General features: G+C 64.0%; 21 protein-coding genes and 1 tRNA gene. 9 read left to right on the top strand and 13 right to left on the bottom strand.

Going from position 1 to position 24,971, the window contains the following annotated elements; translation table 11 throughout:
- Positions 1-6: 6 nt before the first annotated feature.
- A complete protein-coding gene (locus NKH31_RS12695; RefSeq protein ID WP_254862165.1) occupies positions 7-1,464 on the bottom strand; it encodes a sensor histidine kinase in 1,458 nt (485 codons plus the stop codon).
- Positions 1,465-1,659: 195 nt separating this feature from the next.
- Between NKH31_RS12695 and han the strand changes: the two genes are divergently transcribed.
- Both han and ppc read left to right on the top strand, forming a co-directional pair.
- Positions 1,660-3,555 carry a Hef-associated nuclease gene (gene han, locus NKH31_RS12700; RefSeq protein ID WP_254862166.1) on the top strand — a complete coding sequence of 632 codons (1,896 nt, stop codon included), beginning with the start codon at positions 1,660-1,662 and terminating at the stop codon, positions 3,553-3,555.
- Positions 3,556-3,640: 85 nt separating this feature from the next.
- Positions 3,641-6,316 carry a phosphoenolpyruvate carboxylase gene (ppc, locus tag NKH31_RS12705; RefSeq protein ID WP_254862167.1) on the top strand — a complete coding sequence of 892 codons (2,676 nt, stop codon included), beginning with the start codon at positions 3,641-3,643 and terminating at the stop codon, positions 6,314-6,316.
- Here ppc and NKH31_RS12710 read toward each other — a convergent pair whose 3' ends face one another.
- The 4 genes from NKH31_RS12710 to NKH31_RS12725 form a co-directional block, all read right to left on the bottom strand.
- The gene (locus tag NKH31_RS12710; protein ID WP_254862168.1) at positions 6,317-6,805 is read right to left on the bottom strand and encodes a hypothetical protein; all 489 of its coding nucleotides are present in this window, start codon (positions 6,803-6,805) and stop codon (positions 6,317-6,319) included.
- Positions 6,806-6,872: 67 nt separating this feature from the next.
- Complete coding sequence (locus tag NKH31_RS12715) at positions 6,873-8,972, bottom strand: phospholipase D-like domain-containing protein (protein WP_254862169.1); 2,100 nt, start codon at positions 8,970-8,972, stop codon at positions 6,873-6,875.
- A gap of 68 nt (positions 8,973-9,040) precedes the next feature.
- A complete protein-coding gene (locus NKH31_RS12720) occupies positions 9,041-10,411 on the bottom strand; it encodes a HEAT repeat domain-containing protein (protein WP_254862170.1) in 1,371 nt (456 codons plus the stop codon).
- Between the two features lie 75 nt (positions 10,412-10,486).
- Positions 10,487-11,206, bottom strand: a complete 720-nt coding sequence (locus tag NKH31_RS12725) for a protein sorting system archaetidylserine synthase (protein WP_254862171.1) — start codon at positions 11,204-11,206, stop codon at positions 10,487-10,489.
- A gap of 143 nt (positions 11,207-11,349) precedes the next feature.
- Between NKH31_RS12725 and NKH31_RS12730 the strand changes: the two genes are divergently transcribed.
- Positions 11,350-11,799, top strand: coding sequence for a cupredoxin domain-containing protein (locus tag NKH31_RS12730; protein ID WP_254862172.1), 450 nt, complete (start codon positions 11,350-11,352; stop codon positions 11,797-11,799).
- Positions 11,800-11,932: 133 nt separating this feature from the next.
- Here the strand turns inward: NKH31_RS12730 and NKH31_RS12735 are convergent, their stop codons facing one another.
- The 4 genes from NKH31_RS12735 to NKH31_RS12750 are packed head-to-tail and all read right to left on the bottom strand — an operon-like array spanning position 11,933 to position 14,507.
- On the bottom strand, positions 11,933-12,574 hold the full coding sequence (locus NKH31_RS12735) for a 30S ribosomal protein S3ae (RefSeq protein WP_254862173.1): 642 nt from the start codon (positions 12,572-12,574) through the stop codon (positions 11,933-11,935).
- Positions 12,571-12,888 carry a KEOPS complex subunit Pcc1 gene (locus NKH31_RS12740; protein ID WP_254862174.1) on the bottom strand — a complete coding sequence of 106 codons (318 nt, stop codon included), beginning with the start codon at positions 12,886-12,888 and terminating at the stop codon, positions 12,571-12,573. Before NKH31_RS12740 ends, NKH31_RS12735 begins: the two co-directional genes overlap by 4 nt.
- Complete coding sequence (locus NKH31_RS12745) at positions 12,885-14,039, bottom strand: hypothetical protein (protein ID WP_254862175.1); 1,155 nt, start codon at positions 14,037-14,039, stop codon at positions 12,885-12,887. The genes NKH31_RS12740 and NKH31_RS12745 overlap by 4 nt, the downstream gene beginning before the upstream one ends.
- On the bottom strand, positions 14,040-14,507 hold the full coding sequence (locus NKH31_RS12750) for a 30S ribosomal protein S15 (RefSeq protein WP_254862176.1): 468 nt from the start codon (positions 14,505-14,507) through the stop codon (positions 14,040-14,042). It lies immediately after the preceding gene.
- A gap of 259 nt (positions 14,508-14,766) precedes the next feature.
- Between NKH31_RS12750 and NKH31_RS12755 the strand changes: the two genes are divergently transcribed.
- The 3 genes from NKH31_RS12755 (at position 14,767) to NKH31_RS12765 (ending at position 17,572) form a co-directional block, all read left to right on the top strand.
- Positions 14,767-14,838: transfer RNA gene (locus NKH31_RS12755), tRNA-Ala, on the top strand.
- A 940-nt stretch (positions 14,839-15,778) separates the two neighbouring features.
- Positions 15,779-16,384, top strand: coding sequence for a hypothetical protein (locus NKH31_RS12760; RefSeq protein WP_254862177.1), 606 nt, complete (start codon positions 15,779-15,781; stop codon positions 16,382-16,384).
- Between the two features lie 222 nt (positions 16,385-16,606).
- Positions 16,607-17,572 (top strand): phosphotransferase family protein, encoded by a 966-nt coding sequence (locus NKH31_RS12765; RefSeq protein ID WP_254862178.1) that lies wholly within the window; start codon positions 16,607-16,609, stop codon positions 17,570-17,572.
- 144 nt (positions 17,573-17,716) lie between these two features.
- Here the strand turns inward: NKH31_RS12765 and NKH31_RS12770 are convergent, their stop codons facing one another.
- Positions 17,717-17,998, bottom strand: a complete 282-nt coding sequence (locus NKH31_RS12770) for an amphi-Trp domain-containing protein (RefSeq protein WP_254862179.1) — start codon at positions 17,996-17,998, stop codon at positions 17,717-17,719.
- Positions 17,999-18,110: 112 nt separating this feature from the next.
- On the opposite strand from NKH31_RS12770, the gene NKH31_RS12775 reads away from it, so the two are divergent.
- On the top strand, positions 18,111-19,490 hold the full coding sequence (locus tag NKH31_RS12775) for a TIGR00341 family protein (RefSeq protein WP_254862180.1): 1,380 nt from the start codon (positions 18,111-18,113) through the stop codon (positions 19,488-19,490).
- A 629-nt stretch (positions 19,491-20,119) separates the two neighbouring features.
- On the opposite strand, the gene NKH31_RS12780 is transcribed toward NKH31_RS12775, so the two are convergent.
- From NKH31_RS12780 to NKH31_RS12790, 3 genes are all read right to left on the bottom strand, one after another.
- Positions 20,120-20,341, bottom strand: a complete 222-nt coding sequence (locus NKH31_RS12780; RefSeq protein WP_254862181.1) for a hypothetical protein — start codon at positions 20,339-20,341, stop codon at positions 20,120-20,122.
- 66 nt (positions 20,342-20,407) lie between these two features.
- On the bottom strand, positions 20,408-20,614 hold the full coding sequence (locus NKH31_RS12785; protein WP_254862182.1) for a hypothetical protein: 207 nt from the start codon (positions 20,612-20,614) through the stop codon (positions 20,408-20,410).
- A 120-nt stretch (positions 20,615-20,734) separates the two neighbouring features.
- Positions 20,735-21,343 carry a hypothetical protein gene (locus NKH31_RS12790; RefSeq protein WP_254862183.1) on the bottom strand — a complete coding sequence of 203 codons (609 nt, stop codon included), beginning with the start codon at positions 21,341-21,343 and terminating at the stop codon, positions 20,735-20,737.
- A gap of 268 nt (positions 21,344-21,611) precedes the next feature.
- Between NKH31_RS12790 and NKH31_RS12795 the strand changes: the two genes are divergently transcribed.
- Positions 21,612-23,885 (top strand): hypothetical protein, encoded by a 2,274-nt coding sequence (locus NKH31_RS12795; protein WP_254862184.1) that lies wholly within the window; start codon positions 21,612-21,614, stop codon positions 23,883-23,885.
- A gap of 6 nt (positions 23,886-23,891) precedes the next feature.
- Positions 23,892-24,971, top strand: coding sequence for an OmpA family protein (locus NKH31_RS12800; RefSeq protein WP_254862185.1), 1,080 nt, complete (start codon positions 23,892-23,894; stop codon positions 24,969-24,971).

A 24,971-nucleotide genomic window follows, 5' to 3' on the forward strand; every position in this document is an offset into this window, starting at 1 on the left:
CCGTTGCTAAACGTTGCGGATCGTCCGATCGTCGGCCCCGCGTTGTAACTCGATCGTGACGACGTTCCCGCGCGGTTTGCGATCGTCGAACCTGAGCGAGCCACCCGAGCGCCTGACTATCCACTGAACGAGCCAGAGGCCCAGTCCCGTTCCGTGAAAGAGCGGTTCGGGCGTCAGCTCGTCCGAGAGGACGTCTCGTTCCATCTCCGGAATCGGCGGGCCGTCGTCTGCGACTTCGATCGTGACGGTTTCGCTCTCGCGTCGAACGGCGATCGATATCGTCGGCTCGGAGCGATCGTTGTGAATAACGGCGTTTTCGACCAGCTCGACGATCGCTCGCTCCAGCTTCGCGATTCCAATGGCTCTGACGGGTGAAATCGAACGATCGATCGTAACGTCGTCGAAGCGCGTTTCGACCACCCGCACCGCGCGTTCGACGGTGTCGGCGACGTCGACGACGGTCGGATCGTCGTGACTGGTCAACACGTCGACGATCGGTTGCGTCTTCGCGGCGGTCGCTAACAGTCCGTCGATCCGATCGACCATCGCTTCGATCTCCTCTGTATACTGGGACGATTCTTCGGCGATCATCTCGGCGTAGCCGCGGACGACGGTCATGTCGTTTCGAAGGTTGTGTCGCAGTAAGTGACTGATCACCTGGAGTTGCTCTGCGCGCTCTCGCCGATTCGTCACGTCGGCGATGAACCCCTCGATTCGCGTTCGCTCGCGATCGATCCAGCGGCCTCGCTCCCACACCCACCTGGTCGTTCCATCGCGGGTAACGATCCGGTAGGTCAGTTCGAACGCGTCTAATTCGTCTTTCGTCTCCTGGATCGTCTTCCACGTCGGATCTCGATCCGCTTCGTGGATGACGTCTTCGCCCCAGCTCACCGCTCCTCGCTCGAATTCTTCGGCCGTATAGCCGGTCAGCGCCGCACACTCGCCGTGAATGAACGTCATCGGCCAGTCGGGTTCGACCCGAGACCGGTAGACGATACCTGGAAGCGTCGAAACCAGAGATTCGAGGTCGTCGGCGAGTCGAAACCGATCGGTGAGGCGTCGATCGCGGTCGATCGCCCGCTCGAGACGGGCGGCGAGCAACGACGGTTCGTCGCCCATCGCGTGTACGTCCGCTACGCCGACATCGAGCGCTCGTTCGAGCGCAGTCGGCGACTCGCCGTAACAGACGATCGGCGTCGCCGGATGGCGCTCGCGAATCTCGTCGAGTCCGCTCGCCACGTCGGGGGAAACGGCTTCGATAGAGACCACGAAACACGACGGTTCGCGACCGTCGAACCGACTCCACCCCGAGACGGTGACCGAGAGCCGGTCGCTCGCCGATTCGATCGACGACGCCAGCGATTCACCGCACGCCCGGTCGTCCGTTAGCAAGACGATGGCGTCCGGATTGCGAGCCCGCTCCGGCGATCCGTCGGGTGATCGATCGGACGGCGCTCGCGTCATACCCGGTCTTCTCAACACCTCGCTAAAAGAGTACTGGCAGATTTGACCGGTACCGTCGCGTACGCCCGTCGGCACTCCCGATTCGAAGTCGGCGTACCCGGCCCGATCGACCGAAAGGCACCGATTCGCCCGGCGAACCGCACCGATCCTCGCTTGATAAGCGTTATACGGCCCGGTCGCAAACGACTGTCAACGATGACACGCGAGACCGCCGGCGGAGCCGGCGAGCGCGAGGCGGTCGTTTACGATCTCGACTCGGAGTGTACAACCGACGATCTCGAGTACGAGACGCCATACCTCGCAGAAATCAACGGTATCGTCGAATACGGGATCTTCGTCGATCTCTCGGAGTCCGTTTCGGGACTCGTCCACGAATCGGTCCTGGAAGGGACCTATCGGGTCGGTCAGGAACTCGTGGTCGAACTCGAAACCGTTCGAGACAACGGCGACCTCTCGTTCGCACCAGTGGACGCCGAACCGACCGACGTCGAAGCCGTCGGCCACGACGTTTCGCTCACCGGAACCGATCGACTCGAAGCGAACGTCGGCGAGCAAATCACGCTCGAGGGCGAGATCGTCCAGATCAAGCAGACCGGCGGCCCCACGATCTTCCACGTCGCCGACGAGTTCGGCGTCGTCACGGCCGCCGCGTTCGAGGAAGCCGGCGTTCGCGCCTACCCCTCGGTCGAACTCGGTACCGTCGTCCGACTCACCGGGACTGTCGACCGTCACGACGGTTCGATCCAACTCGAAGTCGAAGGGCTGTCGACGCTCGACGACGAGGACGAAACCGACGCACGAGAGCGACTCGAAGCCGCCCGTGACGAGCGAGCCGAACCGGCCGACGTCGAACCGCTCATCGACTGGCCGGCGTTCGAATCGCTCCGACCCGAACTCGCCGAGGTCGCCCGTCGGCTGCGCCGGACCGTCCTCGAGGGACGGCCGATCCGAGCGCGCCACCACGCCGACGGCGACGGCATGTGTGCGGCGGTTCCCGTCCAACTCGCACTCGAGCGATTCATCGCCGACGTTCACGAAGAGCCGGCCGCGCCGCGACACCTCTTCAAGCGTCTGCCGAGCAAGGCGCCGTTCTACGAGATGGAAGACGCGACGCGCGACCTGACTTACGCGCTCGAAGACCGCGACCGCCACGGGCAGCAACTGCCCCTGTTGCTCATGCTCGACAACGGCTCGACCGAGGAGGACGTCCCCTCCTACGAGACGCTCGCCCACTACGACATCCCGATCATCGCGATCGATCACCACCACCCGGACCCGGACGCCGTCGAATCGCTTCTCGACGCCCACGTCAACCCCTACCTCCACGGCGAAGATTACCGCATCACCACCGGAATGCTCTGTGTCGAACTCGCGCGGATGATCTATCCCGACCTCACCGACGAGATTCGTCACGTTCCCGCCGTCGCCGGATTAGCCGACCGCTCGAAGGCCGATGCGATGACCGAGTACGTCGAACTCGCTGCCGACGCGGGCTACGAGGAGTCACACCTGCGCGACGTTAGCGAGGCGCTCGATTACGCCGCCCACTGGCTGCGCTACAGTCCCGGTAATCGACTCATCACGGACGTCCTCGGCATCGACTGTGACGAATCTCACCACCGCGATCTCGTCGCAATGCTCGCCGAAAGCGCCCGTGACGCGGTCTCTCACCAGCTCGAAGCGACGACGCCCCACCTCGAACACGAGTCGCTCGAAAACGGCGCACACCTCTATCGGATCGACGTCGAAAACTACGCACACCGATTCACCTATCCGGCGCCCGGAAAGACCACCGGCGAGATCCACGACCGGAAGATCACCGAGACCGGCGATCCCGTGATCACGGTGGGCTACGGTCCAGACTTCGCCGTCCTCCGAAGCGACGGGGTCCGACTCGACATCCCCGAAATGGTCGCCGAACTCAAAGCCGAGCTTCCGGGAGCCGGCATCTCCGGCGGCGGCCACCTCGTCGTCGGATCGATCAAATTCGTCCGCGGCAAGCGCGAGGCCGTCATCGACGCACTCGTCGAGAAGATGGCCCGGGCGGAGATCGACGAAGCGCTGACAACCGCGCCGGCGCTGGACGACTGAGTCGCCCGTTTCGTACGAACATTCGCCTCTGGCAAATATCGATCCGAGACGGTGTTTTACTGTCTCGCTCGGCGAACGACTACCGATGACGATCCACAACAGAGACGTCCGACAGGACGTCCGGGAACTCGGGTCGGTCCTCGGAGCGGTCCTCACCGAGCAGACGTCCCAGCGGGACTTCGAGACCGTCGAATCGTGTCGGACGGCCGCAATCTCCTACCGAACAGGTAACATCGATAGTCGAGAGCCGCTGCGTGTCGAACTCGACGGTCTCACTCCGAGTCAACAGCGTGTCGTCGCTCGCTCGTTTACGACGTATTTCGAACTCATTAACCTGGCCGAAGAGCGAGCGCGCGTTCGATCGATACGGGCGTCGGCCGAAGACGGCCCGCTCGAAGACAGTATCGCCGCGGCGATAGAATCGCTCTCCGATGCGGATCCGGAGACCGTCGCCCGGGTCCTTGACGACGTCCTGATCGAGCCGACGTTCACCGCGCACCCGACGGAGGCGCGTCGGAAGACGATCAAAGCGAAACTTCGGGAAATAGCCGTCGCCCTGGAGGAACTCGACGAGAAACTGCTGACGCACGACGAGACAGACCGGATCTGGCGCGCACTTCGCGCGGAGGTGACGGGACTCTGGCAGACGCTGCAGGTCAGAAACCGTCCGCCGACCGTCGAGGACGAAGCGCGAAACGTCCAGTGGTATCTCGAGCGCACCCTCTTCGACGTCGTGGGCGACGTCTACGACGAACTGGACGCCGGGTTCGAGTCGATCGATGTCCCCCCGCTCGTCTCGTTTCGATCGTGGGCGGGAAGCGATCGCGACGGGAACCCGTACGTCACGCCCGACGTGACCGCGGCGACGCTCGATCGCCAGCGCCGAATCGTCCTCGAGCGCTATACCGAGGAACTCGATCGCCTCGTCGGCGTACTGAGCCAGGATCGGAACCGACTGTCGCTCGGTTCGGCGTTTTCAGCGTCGCTCGAGGCGGATCGACGCCGCTTTCCCGACCGGGCGGCCCAGATCGACGATCGATACCCGGACGAACCGTACCGGCGCAAGCTCTCGTTCGTTCGAACGCGACTTTCCCATACCGCCGACGACCGGCACGGGGGATACGCCGACCCCGACGAACTGCGCGCGGATCTCGAACTCATCGCGGAGAGTCTCCGGGAAAACGGGGCGGAGACGGTCGCACGAGTCCACGTCGATCCGCTGGTCAGGAAGGTGGAGACGTTCGGATTCGCGCTCGCGAGTCTCGACCTTCGCGACCACCGTAAGCGACACACCAACGCCATCGCCGACGTGCTCGACCGTTCTGGGATCGAGTATCGTGCGCTCGACGAAACCGAACGCGTCGACGTGCTAACCGACGCAATCCAGCGCGACGAGCCGGTTATCGACGTCGCGGACACCGACGGGCTCTCCGATGAGTCGACGCAGGTGCTGGCGCTGTTTCGCCGCCTCGCCGACTGGCACGACGAGTACGGGGTCGACGCGATCGACACGTACTGCATCTCGATGACGGAAGAGCCGAGTCACGTCCTCGAAGTCCTCTTTCTCGCCGATCAAGCCGGCATCATCTCCCTGCCGGATCGGTGTGATCTAGATATCGTTCCGCTGCTAGAAACGGAGTACGCACTCTCGGGGGCACGCCGTATCATGGAGACGCTGTTCGAGAACGACGTCTACGCCCACGCTCTCGCCGCGAGGGGCGGCGTCCAGGAGATCATGCTGGGGTACTCCGACTCTAACAAGGAGAACGGATTTCTCGCCGCGAACTGGTCGCTCTATCGGACCCAGCGACGACTCGCTCGCATCTGTGCCGACAACGACGTGACGCTTCGGCTCTTTCACGGCCGCGGCGGATCCATCTCCCGCGGCGGCGGACCGATGAACGAGGCGCTGCTCGCCCTGCCGAACGACACGGTCACCGGTCCCGTGAAGTTCACCGAGCAGGGCGAAGCGATCGCCGAAAAGTACGCTAACCCGCACGTCGCCCGGCGGAACGTCGAACAGATGCTGAACGCCCAGATTCGGGCCAGACGCCGGGCGATAGACGGATCGGGCGAACCGCCCCCGGAGATGTGGCTCGATGCGATGGAGCGGATGGCAGACGCCGCCAGAACGGCGTACCGTGACCTGCTCGAGAGCGACGGGTTCGTCAGATACTTCGAGCAAGCGACGCCGATAACCGTCATCGAGGCGCTCGATCTCGGCTCTCGACCGGCCTCACGTAGCGACGAACGCACGGTCGAGGACCTGCGGGCCATCCCCTGGGTCTTCTCGTGGACGCAGTCTCGTTGTATCCTTCCCGGGTGGTACGGCCTGGCGAGCGGAATCGACGCCTACCTCGAGGCGGGCGGCGACGTCGAAACCCTTCGGACGATGTACGACGAGTGGCCATTCTTCAGGACCACGCTCGACAATGCCGCCCAGTCGCTGGCTCGAACCGACCTCGAGATCGCCGCAGAATACGCGGAACTCGCCGATGATCGACTCAGAGAATCCTTCTTCCCGCGATGCCGGGCGTCCCACGACCGCGCCGTCGAGTTACTCGCGACGATTCGTCGCCGGGAGTCGTTGATCGGCCGCCCCTGGCTCGAATCGTCGCTCGCCCGTCGCAATCCGTACGTCGACCCGTTGAACCTGCTTCAGACGTCGTTACTCGCCACGGACGACCGTTCGCTTCTCGAAGAGCGAACGCTCAGACTGACGGTGATGGGCATCGCGGCCGGGATGAAAAATACCGGGTGATCAGGCCGACGCAGGGATCTCGACGACTTCCTGATACCACTCCGCCGCGAGCGATTCGAGGCGATCTTCCGCCTCTGACGCCTGGAGGACGTCTCCCGTTCCCTGCCACTCGATCGATACCTTCGACAGCGGGGCGAGTGCGAGACCGGTGACGGTGATCGAACCGGCCGACGTGCTGACGACCCACGAGGTCCGACCCCAGCCGTCGGCGTGACTGACCGCTTCGACAGATGCGCCGTGTTCGTCCCAGTGGTCGGCCAGACCCGCAGTAATCCGCTGTAACCGTCGCTGGCCGAGGACGTGTGCACAGATTCCGACGATCGTGAGCGCGCAAAACGCGACGGCTGCGAACTCAATCCCGCCGTACGGGACGTTGAGCGAGGCGGCGAGGCCGGCCAGGACGACGACGAGGGCGACGATTCGCGGGTCGATCGCCGTCGGCACGCCGCCGTCCCACCGTCCGGTCTCCGTCGAAGCGTCTCCTGTCATTGGCTGACGAACGCCGACCATCGGGGTAACGTGCCGGCTGTCTCGATTCGCCAGTTAAGTGGGCCCGTCATCGAGCGTTCGTGCGGTCGCGGTGGCGCGTCGACTCGTCGTCGGTCGCGTCGTCACCGCCCGATGTCGACCGTGGCGGTACACGCGTCTCCGGCGGCGGTCGATCTCGGTCGCCCGCGTGGCTCGACGATTCAGCGGCGATCACTGGTTCTCGGTTCCGACTACTCCTCTCTCGGCTCGCCGGTTCGACGCCGGCAGAGCCCTCGATGACGATCGGCCGCGGCGGTAGTTCATCCGATCTGTCGCCCTCGGGAGGGAGCTGACCGGGTGTGGCGCTGAACTCGACGTATCGGTGGGTTACGATCACGACGAGCGCGACTCCGCCGAGGCCGACCAACACCAGTTCGACCGGAATCGACCACGTCGTCTCGTCGTTCCAGTCGCCGTCGAACACCGACGCGTAGTAGGCTGCAGCCTCCTCACCGTGGAGGACGAGTGCGACCTCCCGATTCTGATCGAGCGAGTGGTCGTTCCAGTTGTGACTCCCGAGGATCGTCACCTCACCGTCGATGACGACGCCCTTGGCGTGAACGCGATCGAATCGATCGCCGCCGTCGGTCCGGTGTACGTCGATCGGGAGGCCGTCACGTTCGGCGATCGATTCGATCCGCGACGCCAGCTCGCGGTTCTCGTCGGATACGTACCACGAGTCGTCGAGCAGTATGGAGACTTCTACCCCCTCTCTGGCGGCGTCGATCGCGGTTTCGAGTAACGAAAATTCGGGACCCTCGATCTGCACCTGGACGATCTGAATCGACTCCTCGGCCGATTCGAGCAACTCCTCGAACCGATGTCTGGCGTTGTCCGGCGAGATCAGAAGTTCCACGGTCTCGACGTCGACGGCCTCCGGCGGGTGGTGTTCGGGAAACGATCCCGTCGACGGATCGTCCTCGACGAACGAGGTCCACGCCCGGAACTCCGCCCACGGCGTCGCGTCGTGACCGGTCGCGTCGGCCTCGAAGATCGCCGCGAGTTCGTTCGCCAGGTCCTCGTTCTCGACGGTGACGCCCCAACCGCGGCTCGCCCGTCCGCCGACGCCGGCGGGCTTCCAGTTCTCCGTCGTCACGAGGATGGCGTCGTCGACGACGGCGTACTTCGGGTGATGAAAGCCAAAGCGGGCGGCTTCCCCGCCGGTCGCGTGAACCGTCGCCCCGGCCGCGTCGAGTTCGACGAGGTGATCGTCGGTCGAGCGTTCGATCCCGCCGACCGGGCTGGCTTCGACGAGGACGTCCACCTCGACGCCGCGGTCCAGCGCGTCCGTGAGGGCGTCGGCGACCGCATCGTCGGTGAACGTGTACCCCGCGAGCGCGATCCGTTCGTCCGCTCCGTCGATCGTCTCCAGTACGTGTTCCGGCGAGTCGGGCAGGACGAACGCCGTCGCCCCGTGGGGCTCGACCGTCGCCGTCGGCAGACAGGTCGCGTCCTGGGGCCACCACTCGCCGCGATAGATTCGGTGCGTGCCGTCGGGGTGGTCGGCGGTCGCGTCGGCCTGGCGGTACCAGATTTCGGCGTCGGGTGCCCGATCGTAGACGACCGTCTCGATCGGCCCGTTCTCGTCTTTCACCGTGAGTTCGTCGCCGCTCGCGGCGAGTCTCACCGTCCCGTTCAGCTCGACGATCGGATCGTCGGTGAGCGTCGCCGTCTCGTTTGGGGCGGTTGAGAGGGCCACCCGCGTCGCGGGAAGCGGGGAGGGTACCGACGCCGTCGTGTGCCCGTCGGTGATCGAAAGCGATCCGACGTCGGTCTCGGGAACTGTGAGAACGACGTACTCGCCCTCGTTACCCTCGATCGGGGGGTTCGGGTAGAGTTCGACAATGTGTGGTCCGTTCGAGGCGGTCGGTTCCTCGACCGGACAGTCGGGATCTGTCCCCGCCGGAAGTCGATCCAGCCGATGGTCGGAGGGATTGTCCGCGAGGAGTGGCTCGTCGGTGGGTTTCGGGGCGGCTTCGGAGACGGGAACGGACCCCGCGAGGATGAGCCCGAAGAGCGAAAGGAATACGAAGAGCGTGAGAACCCGCCTAGCGAGACCGAGCACCGACCGTACGTGGCGCGTGCTGGCCGTGGGTGGGACAGTTCGCGCGCGAGGCGGACGGGTCACGTCGCTCCCTGGCTGCGTTCTCGGTTATAAACTGTCGGGAGCGGCCGGGAAGCTGAATCCCTGGTCGATCAGTCGCCGATCGCGTTTCGGGCGCGCTCGGCTTCGGCCTGGACGAGGTATGTCCGATCGTCGGCGAAGGCGGAGACGGCTTCGAGGGCGTCTTCGGTGCCGATCTGACGTAACGCCCAGGCGGCGCTGGCGCGGACGGTGTCGCTCTCGTCGCTCTCGACGCAGTCTGCGAGCGGGTCGATCGCGCGGGTGTCGCCGATCAGCCCGAGCGCGCGGGCGGCGTGGCTGCGGATGGTTTCGTCGTCGTCGGCGAGTTGGTTGGCCAGGGGCTGAACCGCCTCGGTGGGTCCGATCTCGCCGAGCGCGCGGAAGGTGGTCGTGCGCATGTTGACGTCGCCGGAGTCGACGTAGCCGAGCAGGGTGTCGACGGCCTGTTCGTCTTCGACGCCGATCGTCCCGAGGATGGCGATCGCGTTCTCGTCGCGACGCTTCGCCAGCCCGAGCATGGGTTCGATGGCCGCCTCGTCGCCCATCCGTTGTAAGGCTTCGAGGCAGTGTTCTTCCATGAAGCCGGAGTCGAACGAGTCGAGTGCGAGCAGGATCATCTCGACGTCGCCTCGCTTTTCGTGTACTTTCAGCGCGTGCCACTCCGGCGGGAAGTCCTTGACGTGATCGAGCACGTCGTAAAACCCCTCGCGAGTGAGTTGCTCGCGTACCTCGAGGTCGTCCCAGTCGGTCGCGTCGTCGACGCCGGACTGGATCTCGTCGGTCACGGTGAGCAAGGCGGCAATCGTTTCGGCGTCGTCGTCCGGATCGAGGTCTGCGTCCTCGACGGCGTCGACGAGGTCGTCGATCACGTCGACGAAGCCGTTTGCGGCCACCTCGATACGTTCGTCGAGTTCGCTTCTCGAACCCTCGGTCGGTCGCTCAACCTCACCAGTTACCGATTCGTCGATGCTGAGCGGCGTGTCGAGTGCGTCTTCGGATTCTTCGACGGCGGTTTCGACGGCCGCGTACAGCTCCGCGATGCCTTCGACTGTCCAGCGCGTTCCGCCTACGTCACCGCTCGCGCCGTTGAACTCCGAGACGACGTCCTCGGCGTAGGGGCCGCGCTGGTCTTCGATGCCGGATTCGACGTCGTCGAGGGCGTCGCCCACGTCGTCGTGTTCGTCTCTGACGTCCTCGTAGGGGTCTTCGGGTGCTTCTTCGTCCTCGTCGTCCGGCTCCTCGGGCGGTTCCGGGATTTCGATCGCCTCGTGGGTCTCGCGGACTTCCCCGAGGGTGGTTTCGACCTCGTCGAGATCGGGTTCGGTTTCGGCGGCCTCGAGGTCGGCTTCGAGCGCCTCGACGTCCTCGCCGATCGTCGCGAGTTCGGCTTCGATTTCGGCGACCGGCGGTGATCCGTCGCCGTCGTCCGACTCGTCGGTCATGCCCGCACCCGCCGGCGAGTCGCCGACCGCGGTTCGCTGGGCGTCATCATGTTCGACGATCCGGCGTAAATCCCCCTAAGCGTTTCCATACACCTTCGAGGCGAAGGCGCCGCCGCGCCAGTACAGCAACGGCCCGAGCGTGAGGTAGGCGATTCCCAGGGTCAACAGCGCGTACGGGAACGTTCGACCCGCCGCCTCGGGAATGAGAATCGCGAGGACGTGGACGACGCCCATGATCATCGCGTCCCTGGCCAGCAGGTCGGGATAGCGGATGCGCGCGACCATCAGGTAACAGAACGCGACCGTCGCCCCGAGGATCAGCCAGGGGTCGGTGACGCCCGCGAGAACAGCCGCGCCGAGGATCGTCGCCGCGAGCGTCGTCTGGACGCCCTCGGTGAACTCGTCGGCGGTATCGTAGGCGGTGTAGAGGCCCAGGCGGGTGACCGCCATGCCGACGAAGAGGCCACAGACAAGTCCGATCCCGGCGAGTTCGACGCTCCAGGCCGTCGAATCGATGTCGAAGCCCTCGGCGATGACGACGAACGCCAGGACGGCCGGTGCGATCGCGAACGACGCCACGTCGGCCAGCGAGTCCAGGTGCGGGCCGACGGGCGTTCCGCCGTAGCGTCGCGCGACCACGCCGTCGAGTCCGTCGAGAACCGCTGCCAGCAGGACGATCCGTGCGGCCAGCTGGACGTCGACGAAGGCCAGGACGACGGCGAGAAAGCCGACGACGGCGTTCGCGACCGTGACGACGTCGGCCGCGCCCAGGCGACCGACGAACCGGGGAAGCATACTCCTCGATTGGCGGTCGGTCGACCTTACGTGTTTCCGTCTCCGCGCGGGTCCGTGCGACAGCGAACGCGTTCGGTGGTTCGATCGTCGAACCCGGCCCCGGAATCGGGCCGGTTATACGATCTGCGCCCGAAGCCAAGTGTATGCGACGGCGTGCGTTCCTCGCGACCGGCGGCTCGGCCGGCCTACTCGCCCTATCCGGCTGTACCGCAGTCGGCGACGCCGCGGACGCGCTCTTCGGCGGTGCGGAGTACGACATCGGGATGAGTCGTAACGCGTTCGATCCCGAACGCTACGAAGCCACCGTCGGCGAGCGCGTCGTCTGGAAGAACACGAGCGAGTCGGTCCACACGATCACGGCCTACGAGAGCTCGATCTTCGACACGGCCGAGTACTTCGCCTCGGGCGGCTACGAGAGCGAACAGGAGGCCAGAGACGCCTGGCACTCGACGGGTGGCGGCGGGTTCGACACCCGCGAAACGTACGCCCACACGTTCGAAACGCCAGGCGAGTTTCCGTACTGTTGTATCCCACACGAGTTCGACGGTAACGACGACGTTCGGATGGTCGGCACCGTCGTGGTCACCGAGTAGCGGACTCTGAGCGACGGCTTCTCCGCCAACCCGCTCGTGTCGTCCGATGTGGGCGACGATCGGACCTTCTTATCGATATCCGCAACTCTGTCCGTTTCGACGTACCGAAAATGATCGCGTCGCTCGCAGAAACTCAGTCGTCGGCTTCGACGTCCGACTCGTCGACGTCGACGGCCGTCTCCTGTTCTTCGGCCACCTCGTCCGGGTGGGCTTCGAGCGTCGCCTTCTGGATCTCGACGCGTCGCAGTGGGTAGATTGTCTTCGCCTCACCGTAGATGGCAGAGGAGAGTCGGCCCTGGACGACGCTGTCGATGACCTCCTCGAACGTGCGGTCCTCTGCGGCCGACTCGACCATCTCGACCATCGTCTCGCGGATGGCCTTCTCCTGGCTCGCGTCTGCACCCTTGGTGGTGAACGCGACGGGCTGGATCTGGACGCGGTAGTCGTCGGTCGTCAAGACCGTGACGTACGCCTCGATCTTCGAGGCACCGCGTCGAACCAGCGATCGAAGGTAGTCGCGGGTGAGCGAGTGCGCTTCGAACTCCGTGTACGCGGCGTCGCTGCCGACGTCCGTGATGCGGAAGGTGAGCTTCGTGTTGTTCTCGCTCGCGTTGTTCGTCAACTCGCCGAGCGTCGTTTCGATCGTTCGGTCGAGTACCTGTTCTGGCTCGTCAGCGGGAGTTTCGCCGAGCTCCTGCCGGTCGAACTGCTCCGGTGCGAGCACGGTGTACCACCGCTTTTCCTGCTTTGCGCGTGAAACTGATCGTTCACTCATGTTTTATCGTTAGTGTTGTCTGTCGTCTGGTGGTTCGCATCCGCCGATCGGGCGGATGGGCTCGGTTCGGTTCTCGCCGCGTTCACGATTTGATCGGCAACCTCGAGGTTGACGATCGTGTCGTCGACCGTCGACTGCAACCCGTTCGTCGAATCGCGTTCGATCGTCGTGAGGACGACTCGGTCCGATCGATCGTCGTCGGTCGGGGCGGTCTCGACGCGCGTCTCCATCTCGTCGGTGTTGTCCGGCGCAATCGACGCCGCGACAGTCTCCGGATCGGCGTGGCGCGTCCGAATCTCCGCGCGGGGCGTCATCGCGACCCCCGCACGCGTTCGACGAGCACGTCGACGTCGATCCCGTCACCTTCGATGGTCCCGACGTTGGTTCCTGCATCCCACTGGTGATCGTCGGCGATCGAGCGACACAGCGGTCCGACCGGTTCTTCGTCCGTCGTGGCGACGGCGACGCGGTCGTCGCCGACGACGCAGACGACCGGCTCCGGCGTAATCGTCGCGGCGGCCAGTTCGGCCACCGACTCGATCGCCCTCCGTTGTGCGAGCACCGGTGTATCTGCGTGTAGTTTCAACACGAACGCCCCGTCGTGGCGCGCCGTCGACGCGGTATCGAGCGCGTCGTGGACGGCCAGACCGTGATCGCGCCAGGCCTCGACCGCGGCGTCGAAGACGGCGTGACCGATCGCCAGCGCGATCCCGATTCCGCGGGCCGTCCGGGCGGTCGCCGACAGGACGTCTGCGGTTCCCCCGAGCGTCTCGAACGGACCCGTCGGGGTTTCGTCCGGGTGGACGACCCGCCCGATCGTCTCTGCAGCGCGCTGGGTCGCGGTTTCGTGACCGACCGCGTCGATCGCGACCAGCGACGCCAGCGTTCGATCGTCGTCGGCGTCGCCGAGCGCCTCGTCGACGGCGTCGCGGTCGCCCGACCAGGGCGCGCGAACGAGCGTCGAGTGGACGAGTCCGTCCATCGAATCCGACGTCGGGACGGCGACGCCCGGGTTCGGCTCGAGTCGACCCGCTTCGATCGCGATCTCTCGCGACTGGGCGGCCGGTCCGCTCGTCGGGTCGACGCCCGCGGCGATCGCGCCGGCCAGCGCCAGCACGTCGTCGGGCTCGTCGCCGAGGTCGCGGACGAGATCGGCCGCCTGCAGACCGAGCGGGCCATCGGTCGGATCGAGCGCGTAGATCGGATCGTCGCTCGTCGACTCGACATCGCCGAGCGGGCCGAGGGCGAGCGTTGCCGAGTCGTCCTCGGGCGAGGTGACTCGGGCCGTACGATCGGGCCGGCTCCCGACGCTCACCTGAAACGGCGTCCCTCGCGCCTCGAGCGCGCGAGCGAGGACGCCGGCTGCGGCGAGCGCGTCGCCGTCCGGGCGAACGAGGAGTTTGACGAAGCCGGCGCTCTCGATGGCGGCGGTTGTCGACTCCGTGGGCCGGCCCAGTTGACTCATTTACTCGTTGATGAGATCGACCGCGACGTCGTAGCTGTAGGTGAACTCGGGATCGATCTTGTCTCCCCGGTAGTACTCGACGAGCCGGCGGACTTTCGACTCCGTGTTCTGCAGTGAGCGCTTGTTCTGGTGGTCCTGCGGGTTCGCGCGAACGTGTTCGCGAAGTCGGACCGCACGCTTCATCAGGTTGTGAAGGTCTTCGGGCAGGTCCGGCGCGGCGTCGTGTTCGTCGAGAATCTCCGTCATCGACTTGCCGGTCGCGAGCGTCACGTCGGGTACGGGCGTGCCGGTCACGCCTTCGTCGCGTAGTTTCATGCCGATCTGGCTGGGTTCGTATCCCTGTTCGGCCAGCTCGACGACGCGGGCTTCGATATCGTCTGCGTCTACGTCACTCCACTCCGGTGGGTCGTCTGCCGTCGGCTTGTCCGAACCGGACGAGCCGCGACGGCGTGTGTGCATTCGTGCCATTGTTCGAGGATTGAGCGCACCGACCGCGTCGTGGTCCGGCCACTGGCCGGGTGCACTTCCGCAATCTCGAGTCGCGCGTCGCGTCGAAGCTCGACAACGAGGCGCGACGGGTCAGATTTGCGGCCGTGCGCTTCCCGACGAGTGATTGTGCGGTCGCGGTCAAAAGGGTTTCTAGACGCCCATCGTGTGAGCCGTTCTCGCTCGCTTCGAGCTTTCGAGAGGTTTATCTACACCCGTCGGGAAACTACCGATGCGAAGCGGGCTCGTAGATCAGCGGTAGATCACTCCCTTGGCATGGGAGAGGCCCCGGGTTCAAATCCCGGCGAGTCCATCAGAGCGAGCGAGTTCGAGCGAGCGTTTGGAGAGAGGCACGGAAAGACGGGTAGATGGTCTTATATACGGAGTCTATTGTACACCTTGGCAGGGTGTAATTATATGTCTGCTAATACGTCCAGGCGTTGGTTTATTGGTGCCATTTTACTGGGGTTATCCGGCATACTCGCTGGGTGTCTCGAAAACGACCCGCCAGCTCGCTGTTCGGGACTCAGCGAGGGAAATATCGATGGTCCAATCAACCACGTCAAGATGCTCACCGGCGATGAAAAGGTATCACTCGGCACCCTCGTTTCTGCGGACGCGCCCATCAGATCCGAATACGATGCGATCGTCGTGCGTGACCGTGATGGTGGTCTGCTCGCCGACGTACCGCTGCGGAGAAACCGGGACAAGTCAGCTCGACCCTGATGCGGATCCTGCCCTGGACGAGGGAGAGTTGTACGCAGCGTCACTAGGGCCGCCACCGCAACACGGGAGCGTGAGCGTCGAAATCGTCGATGATGACGGTACTGTTGTCGAGACGTACACCTACCGGTACAATTGCTATGCGTACGAGGGAGACCTTCCCTGAATAGTTTCTATCGCAGTACGACTTTCACGCGCGACGCTGAGGCAGCCCATCGCGATGGATAAATGCTGGTGTTCATTCGCCCATTGACTGGACGTCAGCGAGGGTGAGCGGACAGCCGCAGGGCCTGTCGAGGTGCGTGTGCTACCCCGTCGAGGTGCGTGTGCTACCCCGTCGAGGTGCGTGTGCGGCCCCGTCGAGGTGGCGTCGGTCACCGGGTAGTCACGGCGTGGGCAGGGTGGAAACGGGGCGTCGTCCGTATTCATGGGATTTTCCTTCACTTGAGTTAAAATATTGAAACCATAGCCACGATGTCGGCCAGTTCCGAAGTAGTCAGCAATAAGTAGATTCAGTTGGACGGATGGGTGTGAATCGGAGAACGTATCTTTGTGTCCTCGGTGCGGGAGCGTTCGGTAGTCTGAGCGGTTGTATCACAGAGTCGGAAGCAGACGATGCGGGTGATGACGCCGAATCCGAACCCGAATTCGCGGATCCGGAGATTGCGGACGTAACGCATCCACAGCCGGACGCGATCGATATCGATAACGAACACGTCGGCGGCGACACGTACGACTTCTCCGTCGAAATTCAGAACAACGGCGAGAGCGGGTCCATCGAATACACGCTCGTGTGGCTGGACGATCAGTCGATGGATCCCTGGGATCCGAACGCGGTGGTGGACGTCACCCACGACCGGTACTTCGACGACGGCGAGCGTCGGACCGTCTCTGTTACGGCCGAGGGTCGCGACGAGTTCGGCGGATACGGATTCCGCCTTCAACCGGCCGAAGTGACAGTCGCGGTGGAAAACGCCGGAGGCGACGGTCGCGTTTCGGTCCTCTTGCAAGAAGGAAGCGTCGTCGTCGACGAGGCGGAACTGGTGGTCGATGCCGGCCGAACCGAGTCGGTGACCTTCGGCATCGATGAAGACGTAGACTGGACCGAGATCGAATTCGATGTAGACGCGTCGTAACTCGCCCGTTTTCTCGTCTCGCGTCTCGGGCTTATGGGTCGAACGACGGCGATTAGCTGCGACGTCCGCCCGGCGATCGATCCGTAAATTCCAGCATTCCCATCGCCGCTACGCAGTCCTGACAGCAGCGTCTCGTCGACTCGGCGTACCGATGGGCGAGCGTCTCCGGCGGTCGGCTCGGAACCCGAACGGTAGTATGGATCACTGACGTATCCTCCGATCGTGTTCGCCCGTCCGTCCATCTGTGAGGCCGTCACCACCGTCTACGAGACGGAGGCATCGGTCGCGACCGTCTCCCCGATTCAACCCGGGAACAACCACGCGTACCACGTGGTTCTCGAAGACGACACCGAACTGCTCTGCAAGGTCGGCACCCGTTTTCCGGAGGCGTTTCCGGCCGAATTGAAGACGGTGGAACGCGTCCGTCGCGAGACCGACGTCCCCGTCCCGCGAGTTTTCGGGAGCGGGACCGAGCCGCTCGACTACCCGTTTACGGTCTACGAGTACGTACCCGACGTGGGCGCCGAGTGGACCGGCGACCTGGACCCGACGGTCGCCGCGCAGCTCTGTCGGGAGGCCGGACGGTACCTCCGTGAGATCCACCGTCTCTCGTTCGACTCGTTCGGCCGAATCGGCCACGAGGGCGACGCGCTTTCCGTGACCGGCCCAATGCCGTACCGGGAGTTGCTCCGACGCTCGCTCGACCGCCAGCTCTCGGAGCTACGCGAGTCTCCGTTCGCAGCGCGCTGTGACGCGCTCGACGCGCTCGGAACCGAGCTGATCGCGGCGGTGGATCTCGATCGCGTTCGGCCGGCGCTCGTCCACGGAGACTATCGAATCGACAACCTCCGTCTCGATCCGACGGCCGAACAGGTCACTACTGCCGTGCTCGACTGGGAACTGCCCACGGCGGCCGACCCCCTCTGGGACGCGGTGATGGCGACGGCGCTGCTCGCTGACGGCTACCGGGTCGACCCCGACGCGAGGCGGTCGCTCCGGCACGCGTTCTGGGAATCCTACGGGGGAGGTGCGGACGGAACCTCTCGCCGGCAGTGTTACGAACTACTCGCTCGGATTCGGCTGGCCCGCCACCTCGAACCGGAGATGCGCGGGGAGTCCGACGACGCCGTGGCCGCTCGGATCGCCGAGCACGAGGCGGCGTTCGACGCGTTGCTCGGTGACCGGTAGCAAACGAGTGATCGCTGCGTCGGTCGGCGAGTGAATCAGCGACCGACACACCGTTCCCGTCGCCTCATACTATCAATACCAAACTGGCCCCCTCGTGGCGATGGTCGAGAGTTGCGTGACTGGTAGGCGTTCAACTGTATACGCTCACTCTTCGCCCGCGGAGACGGCCTCGCCACCCTCCATCGGCCACTCCAGTTCGATTTCGAGTTCGGCCTCGTCCGCCTCGACTTCGTATTCGACTTCGAGTTCGAAGCGTTCGGGTATCGTGGCAGCAAAGCCGCGCTCGCCCCCGACTTCGATCCGTCCGGTCTCGACGCCGTCGGCGATCTCCCGGAGGATCGATGCGCCGTCGGCCCGGCTCATCACGCGCTCTCCTTCGTGTTCTTCGTCGGATGGCCGTTCGGATTCATCTTCTTCGTCGTTCATGAATCCAGGTACGACGTCCAACGCGTTAATCCCCGCCTTGCCTCGACAGGGTTCATCTTCGCGCCTCCGTTGCGGGTCACAACTATCCATCTCTTCGTGGAGGGTCGGTCCGATGCGCTACGTCGAAATCGCGATTCCGTTCGGGAGGCGACAGGCGGTATTGTCCGTGCTCGACGACGCCGGGATCAACTACGTCATGAGCGACGAAACGAGCGGGACCGAGTTCAGTTCGGTCGTCCGATTTCCGCTACCGACGAGCGCGGTCGAACCCGTTCTCGACTCGCTAGCGGCTGCCGATATCGATGAGGCCCACGTGGTCGTCGTAAACGCGGAAACCGTCGTCTCTGAGGCGTTCGACGACGTCCGCGATCAGTACGGTCGAAGCGGGGGCGGCGGGGCGCGCACATCGCGGCAGGTACTCCGAACCAAGGCCGAGGAGTTCACGCCCGTGCTATCGATCTACATCATCATGCTGCTGATCAGCGCGATCGTCGCGACCGCAGGGCTACTCGCCGATTCGCCGGCGGTCGTCGTCGGGTCGATGGTTATCGCGCCGCTGCTCGGCCCGGCGTTAGCGGCGAGCGTCGGTATCGTTACCGGGGATGAAACGCTCCGTCGGGCCGGATTTCGGTATCAGGCGCTCGGCGTGACCGTCGTGGTCGCGGCGTCGATCGCGCTCGCGTGGACCGCCCGACTGGCCGGGCTCGAACCGGCGGGCGTCGATATCGTTCTCGTCGCAGAACTCCAGGAGCGCGTCTCACCGAGCCTGTTCTCGATTCTCGTCGCGCTCGGGGCCGGCGTCGCGGGCATTCTGAGTCTCACCCGCGGATTCTCCGAGGCGATCGTCGGCGTGATGATCGCCGCCGCATTGATCCCGCCGTCGGCCGCCGTGGGAATCACCGTCGCCTGGGGCATGTACGGGGCGGCTCTGGGTGCGCTCGTTCTCGTTGTGGTGAACCTGCTGTCGATCAACATTGCGGCACTGGGGACGCTCTGGCTCGGTGGGTATCGACCGCAGGGTCCGTTCGAGGTTTCGCCGACCCGACGCTCGACGATGACGTACCTGGCCGTCTTCGGGGTCGCCCTGCTGGCGCTTTCCGCTCCGCTCGGTGGGGTCACGCTGAACGAGTTTCGGACGACCGAGCTGGAGGCCACGGCACAGGACGAGGTCGATTCGATCCTCGCGGAGGCGCAGTACGACGACGTGGCGGACGGTGAGGTTACGGTGGTGCTCGACGACGACTATCCGGTTCGATCGATCGACCGCGTGATCGTCGAACTCACCGGCATCGATCCCGGTCCGAATCCGGCGCTGAGCGACCGTCTCTACGAGGCGATCAACGCACAGATCGACTCGCCGATCGTCGTCGAGGTCAGGTACGTAGTCGCAGAAGAGCGATCCGATACGCCCGTCGAAGCTGTGGCGGCTCCGTTCGATACGGTCCCGCAGACGGAGGCCGAGGAATCGATCGTCGGGGCCGCCTCGATATGACGCACGTGACGGAAAATCACTCCGACGGTATCCGGTCACTTCGGGCTCGATTGAGTCGTGTCAGTGGCGTACGCGTGGTCGGACTCGTTCGAGGTCGTCTCGTGGTTGACGGCTTTGAATGGACGACGTTCTGCTTGCGCCGGACGTCGGGTATCGGAGCGGGGGTTCGGTGGGGTCAGTCGACCTGAGTTGCGGTGGCGCTGGGGACAGCGTCTCGCCGAAAGGGTGTACGGATTTGGAGAAACAGCCGGTAGGGTGGTGGGTTACCGAGCTGTGTATGGGTGGTATATCTCCTCGAGAGGTCGATCGGGTGCTGTGAGTGACGTCTGGTATCTCGAGGCGTGTGGTATTTCGATTCGTAATACATTGATCGTTTCGGTTCCTGCAATTCGGACCGATCGCAACGATTCGACCGCTGGTGACCGACGGCGACGCTGGTTACGAGTGACTCACTAATGGGCGTCACGACCGCGTTTCGATCTATGGGGCGTCAGTGCGAACGCACGCACTGACTGGAGAACGTCTCACAGCGGCAATGATGTCAGAGGCACGGCCAGGTGTGAGAACGATCGTACCTTCGTTGCTGACGTACATCGCCTTACTGGCTCAGCTGCTAGGGTCTTTATATATTAGACACGCCGATCCGTCGAGTCCGATTCCGGGCCGGCGTTCGTCGCGAAACCGATCGGTTCCGACGGTAGATCACCGAGTTCCTCGGCTTCGAGCTGTGCGACGATGTCCGATACCTGTTCGAACTGATCGTGGTCGCGAATCTGGTGCCGTTCAAAGTCGCCATCCGCCTCGATCGACTGGGTATACGCCGGACAGGAGATTGGCGGTTTTGTGGCCACGGCTACAATTTCGCGATATCGGAAGAAATGGGTCTCGCCGGTCCGACCGGTTCGAGTTCGACCCGGTTACGCGCTATCGTCGAGGACTTCCGGTTCGTCGAACTCGGTCTCGAGTTCGACCTCGGCTTCCACGAAATCGGTGTGACCACACGGACAGCCGTTCGAGATGCCGATCGGTTCGATAGTTCCATCCGGACCGCGTTCGGCAGCGTAGATTGACCCGCAGCTGGGACAGTGGGCGATCGTTCGGTCGGGGCCGTTCGTCCTGGACATTGCCAGTCCCGGGGAGACAAGGAGGTATAAGCGTCGCTGTTCGGTGGTATATTGCCGGAACACCGAACGGAGAGCGTGTGAGACGATCGTTCGTGGCTGACAGTCCGTGCCGCGGATCGGTCAGATCGCCTCCGCGACGATCTCGTACTCGACCCCGCTCGGGATGACGACGTCGAACGTCACTTCGACGTCCTGATCGGCGCCGACGGTCTGGCGCTGAACGGGCGGTTCGGTGAGCGAGTAGGGCTCCGGGTCGACGTACGAAAGCGAGAATTCGACGTCACCCGTTGCGCCGGAGTTCGTGAAGATCGCGCCGTACGTCGCCGGAACGGGGTAGATGCCGAACTCGCGGTCGTCCCACTCGGGCGTTTGATCTGACGAGATGACGGTGACTGATCGTCGCTCGCCGTCGTCGAAGAAGAACTCGTCGGCGCGGTCGAACGTCCGACCGGGGATGTCCGACGCGTCGAACAAGCTCGAAACTTCGGGGTCGGGAACGGTCGAATCCCGAAAGAACCAGAGTTCGGCTCTGATTCGCCCGGCGTCGCCGCGGTTGTTCACCGTCGCGTGGTACTCCCGGTCCGTCGTCTCGACGTCGATGACGTGTGGCTCCGGGTGTGTCATTCGGCGGAATTCGAGGTCGACGTCGTCTGTTAACAGGCCAGCGCAACCGGCGATCGAACAGAGGCCGACAGTTGCGGTGGTGGCGAGAACACTTCGTCGTCGCATGGCGACCGGGATACATCTAGTCAATATAGAATCTCCGATTGTGTTGCCGTCGGTCGAATCGGCGCGATCAGTGATCGTTCGTCAGGGGTTGCGTGCACCGACTCGTTTCGTTACAGCTCCGTTTACATTCGTCGCGAATGGGGTGATCCCGTTTGGCAGAACTGACCAGTAGGACGTCTGAAAGTGAATTATTTATCGCTACGGCTGGTGGGGATCGCTGATAGTATTCTTCTCGGCGGAAGGATACCGTAATCATGGTGTACTCAGTATGAGCCCCGACGAATCCACCGCCAACGATGCACCGCCGCTCGTCAGCTTCGATCCCGAAGGACGGGCCCCGATCGTCAGCTACAACGTCCCCGAACCGACCGCCTACGCCGGTCGCAGTTACGTCGAACTCGACGTCGACCCAGATCACTTCAGCGAGGATGCCCGCGAGGGCACCACGTTCGACGAATGGGTGACCTCGATTATTCCGCCTCGGGAGGCCCCGGAGGACCCGATAGACGACGAAGAACCGGTTCCCATCGAAGATGACGATGAAGCCGATATCGACGACGATCTTGACGTAGACGAGCCCGACGATGAGGACCTAGACGTCGACGAGCCGGATGTGGAAGAACCGGATGTCGACGAACCGGACGCAGACGATGACGTTCACGTCGACGAGCCGGATGTGGAAGAACCGGATGTCGACGAACCGGACGTAGACGATGACGTTCACGTCGACGAACCGGACGACGACGTCGAGGTCCAGCGTGAAGATGGTCTCCACGAGGACGTTCTGGACGACGTGGACGAAGAGGATCTCCACGAGTTCGTCCCAGGCGATTCCAACACGACCACCGCTCACGCGGCACTGACGGCGATCCTCGAATCGCAGTTCGTACAGGGAGAGAGCGGCCCCATCGTCGGGGCGGTCGATCGACGGATCGAGGAGTCGGTCGCCGCCGTGGGGAACGCGACGAAGCTGATGCGCGAGCCGTCGCTTGCTCGCTCGAAACCCGTCTTCGAAGAGACGGCTGAGGGCGGACAGATAATCGACACTCAGCCGCAAGACGAGCTGCTCTCGGAGGTCCACAGTTCGATCAAGCCGAACCTCTACGCGACGGAATCGCTTTCGCGGTCGGGGTCGAACGCCGCCGAACTCGCTTCGGACATGATGGCGGACGTCTCGCAGAAGGCGAAGCTCGACGTCGACGTCATGCACGCGATCCAGCCCGAGGTGATGGCCAGGGAGATGCTCGACGGTCGTCACCCCATCGTCCGCTACACTATGGGTGGTCGACCAACGGTCGAGTATGCGGTCGCGCCGCCGGTGATCGAACCGCGCCTGTTTCTCGTCGAGCGCTATCGCCTCTCGACGTTTCTCGGCAACTACGGCGCCGGCCGGACGCTAAAGACGTTCTCGTTGCTTCCGGGTGAGCAGACGACGATTAGCATCGAGACCTTCCGCAAGACCGAAGAACAGCGAACGGAGTCCTCGAGTATCCTCGATTCGTACACGACCGAGACGGCAGAAGAGTTCGAGGAGACGGTCAAGGCAGAGCAGTCCCAGAAAAACGAACACGAGGAGTCGTTCGCGTACAACGCCGAGGCCAAGGCCGAGGCGAGCTGGGGATTCGGAAGCGCGTCGGCCAGCGGCGGCGTCGAGGGCGGTACGAACGCCGCCCGCGAGGAGATTGCGAAAAACGTCTCGAACGCGACGTCGAAACACGCCGCCGAAGCCTCGAGCAAGCGCCAGGTCGAGATCGATACCGATTACGAAATCTCCGAACAGACCGGCGAGGAGACATCCATCGAGCGCTCGCTCGAGAACATCAACCTCAGTCGAACCCTCAACTTCGTTTTCAAGCAGATGAACCAGGAGTTCATCACGCTCATGCACCTCGTCGACGTCCGCGTCGGCTTCACCAACAATGGATTCGACGTACGAGATCGTTCCGACACGCTCGGGGGCGTCGACTATCGCGAGGTCTCCCTTCCGGAACTCGACGCGCTCCTGGCGGACGTCATCGACGAGGACCATCGGGCGGACGTCCGCGAACGGATCGTCGGCGAACTTTCGACGATCTTCGACTATCGGGGCGACGTTCGATCGATCGTCGAAGAAGTCGAGTTGCCCGGTTCTGACGGCGAAGCGACCTACCTTCGCGTCGATCCCGACCTCCGTACGACCTACACGGACGAGACCGGCAACGAGATAACCGTTCCCGGGCTCGTTCTCTCGGCTGAGACGAACGTCATGCGGACCGAGGGCGTGGTGGTCGAAGCGTTGCTCGGCGGCGGGAACGCCCTCGATGACTACGCCATGTCGCTCCAGGACGAAGAGGTCAGAAAGCGACTCACCGAAAACGACGAACGCGAGGTCGCTACCGAACGCGAGCGTCTCGCCCAGTCGCTCGTCTCCGACGGCGACGACGAGTCCGTCGGCAGGTTCGAACGACTCTTCGCGACGCTCGAAGCGTCCGAAGAAGAAAAGATCGAGGTTCCCGTCGAACCCGCGCCCGAACCGACTCCGGCGCCGGAAGACGGGGAGTGATCCCCGATGAGTGCTGGGAGATCGAGAGAGCGCGCCGTCGAGGAGCCAAAACGCAGAGCCCTCGCCGACAACGCAACGGGTCCGGTCGAGGGTATCACCAACTTCGCCCAGGAACGCCACGAGCGAGCGCTCGAACGCGCCGACGACGGAATCGACGAAACTGACTGCGCCATCGGCCGACCGACGCACGAAGACCTTCGACGGACGAGATCGTGGGCGATATCGGCCGATTTCAGCGCCGACGTTAGCTGGAGGGGACCCGGGATCGGCGCGGAGATATTCGAACTGGTCAACCGCGAGACCGGGCGGGCCCACGAGATCAGAATGATACCGCTGGGCGTCGGCTTCGATATCTCCCCAATCGGCCTCTCTTCCGGCCCGCCAAACTACACCCTGTTCAGGACGGACGAACCGGTCAACTTCACCGATTTCCACGGCGTCGGGGCGCGAGTGACGGGGATGCGGGCGCTCGTCGGGTCCGTCACGTACCTCACGCTCTGGGGGGATATGGCGTACTTTTCGGATCGGTTGGCGTACGTCCGGATGAGCGGCTGGGGACTCAACACGGCCGGACCGAGCCTGGCTCACGGCGTCACCAGACTGTGTTACGGCGACGGCGAACCGACCGGGCTCGTCCCCCGAGTGCTCAACCTGCCGCCTCGCGATCCGCCGCGACCGCCACGCGAACCGCACTTTCGCGTCCCAGCGATGGAAGACGAGCGGATCGACGTTCCGAACGACGTCCTCTTCGCGTTCGACTCCGCCGAACTCTCTTCCGGTGCCGACGATACGCTCACGCATCTCGCCGATCTCCTCAACAACCGCCTCCGCAAGCCCGTCGACATCGAGGGTCACACCGACTCGATCGGCGATCCCGATTACAATATGGATCTATCGATACGGCGCGCCGAGGCGGTCAAAGCGTGGTTCGTCGATGACGAAGTCTACGGCGCCGAAGCGTTCACGGTCCGCGGAAAGGGAGAAACCGACCCGGTCGCCCCGAACACCCACGACGACGGGTCGGACAACCCCGAAGGGCGAGCGAAGAATCGACGCGTGACGATACGGGCGGTCTGGAACGTCTGA

This window comes from Halovivax gelatinilyticus (assembly GCF_024300625.1).
In the GTDB taxonomy this organism is placed as follows: Archaea; Halobacteriota; Halobacteria; order Halobacteriales; family Natrialbaceae; genus Halovivax; species Halovivax gelatinilyticus.

Bases quoted from the DNA above. Each gene is read 5' to 3' on its own strand.
- han (WP_254862166.1), top strand. From the start codon at position 1,660: ATGACACGCGAGACCGCCGGCGGAGCCGGCGAGCGCGAGGCGGTCGTT.
- NKH31_RS12730 (WP_254862172.1), top strand. From the start codon at position 11,350: ATGCGACGGCGTGCGTTCCTCGCGACCGGCGGCTCGGCCGGCCTACTC.
- NKH31_RS12770 (WP_254862179.1), bottom strand. From the start codon at position 17,998: ATGAACGACGAAGAAGATGAATCCGAACGGCCATCCGACGAAGAACAC.
- NKH31_RS12800 (WP_254862185.1), top strand. From the start codon at position 23,892: ATGAGTGCTGGGAGATCGAGAGAGCGCGCCGTCGAGGAGCCAAAACGC.
- NKH31_RS12745 (WP_254862175.1), bottom strand. From the start codon at position 14,039: ATGAGTCAACTGGGCCGGCCCACGGAGTCGACAACCGCCGCCATCGAG.
- NKH31_RS12710 (WP_254862168.1), bottom strand. From the start codon at position 6,805: ATGACAGGAGACGCTTCGACGGAGACCGGACGGTGGGACGGCGGCGTG.
- NKH31_RS12695 (WP_254862165.1), bottom strand. From the start codon at position 1,464: ATGACGCGAGCGCCGTCCGATCGATCACCCGACGGATCGCCGGAGCGG.
- NKH31_RS12720 (WP_254862170.1), bottom strand. From the start codon at position 10,411: ATGACCGACGAGTCGGACGACGGCGACGGATCACCGCCGGTCGCCGAA.
- NKH31_RS12785 (WP_254862182.1), bottom strand. From the start codon at position 20,614: ATGTCCAGGACGAACGGCCCCGACCGAACGATCGCCCACTGTCCCAGC.
- NKH31_RS12795 (WP_254862184.1), top strand. From the start codon at position 21,612: ATGAGCCCCGACGAATCCACCGCCAACGATGCACCGCCGCTCGTCAGC.
- NKH31_RS12740 (WP_254862174.1), bottom strand. From the start codon at position 12,888: ATGACGCCCCGCGCGGAGATTCGGACGCGCCACGCCGATCCGGAGACT.
- NKH31_RS12735 (WP_254862173.1), bottom strand. From the start codon at position 12,574: ATGAGTGAACGATCAGTTTCACGCGCAAAGCAGGAAAAGCGGTGGTAC.
- ppc (WP_254862167.1), top strand. From the start codon at position 3,641: ATGACGATCCACAACAGAGACGTCCGACAGGACGTCCGGGAACTCGGG.
- NKH31_RS12750 (WP_254862176.1), bottom strand. From the start codon at position 14,507: ATGGCACGAATGCACACACGCCGTCGCGGCTCGTCCGGTTCGGACAAG.
- NKH31_RS12790 (WP_254862183.1), bottom strand. From the start codon at position 21,343: ATGCGACGACGAAGTGTTCTCGCCACCACCGCAACTGTCGGCCTCTGT.
- NKH31_RS12775 (WP_254862180.1), top strand. From the start codon at position 18,111: ATGCGCTACGTCGAAATCGCGATTCCGTTCGGGAGGCGACAGGCGGTA.
- NKH31_RS12725 (WP_254862171.1), bottom strand. From the start codon at position 11,206: ATGCTTCCCCGGTTCGTCGGTCGCCTGGGCGCGGCCGACGTCGTCACG.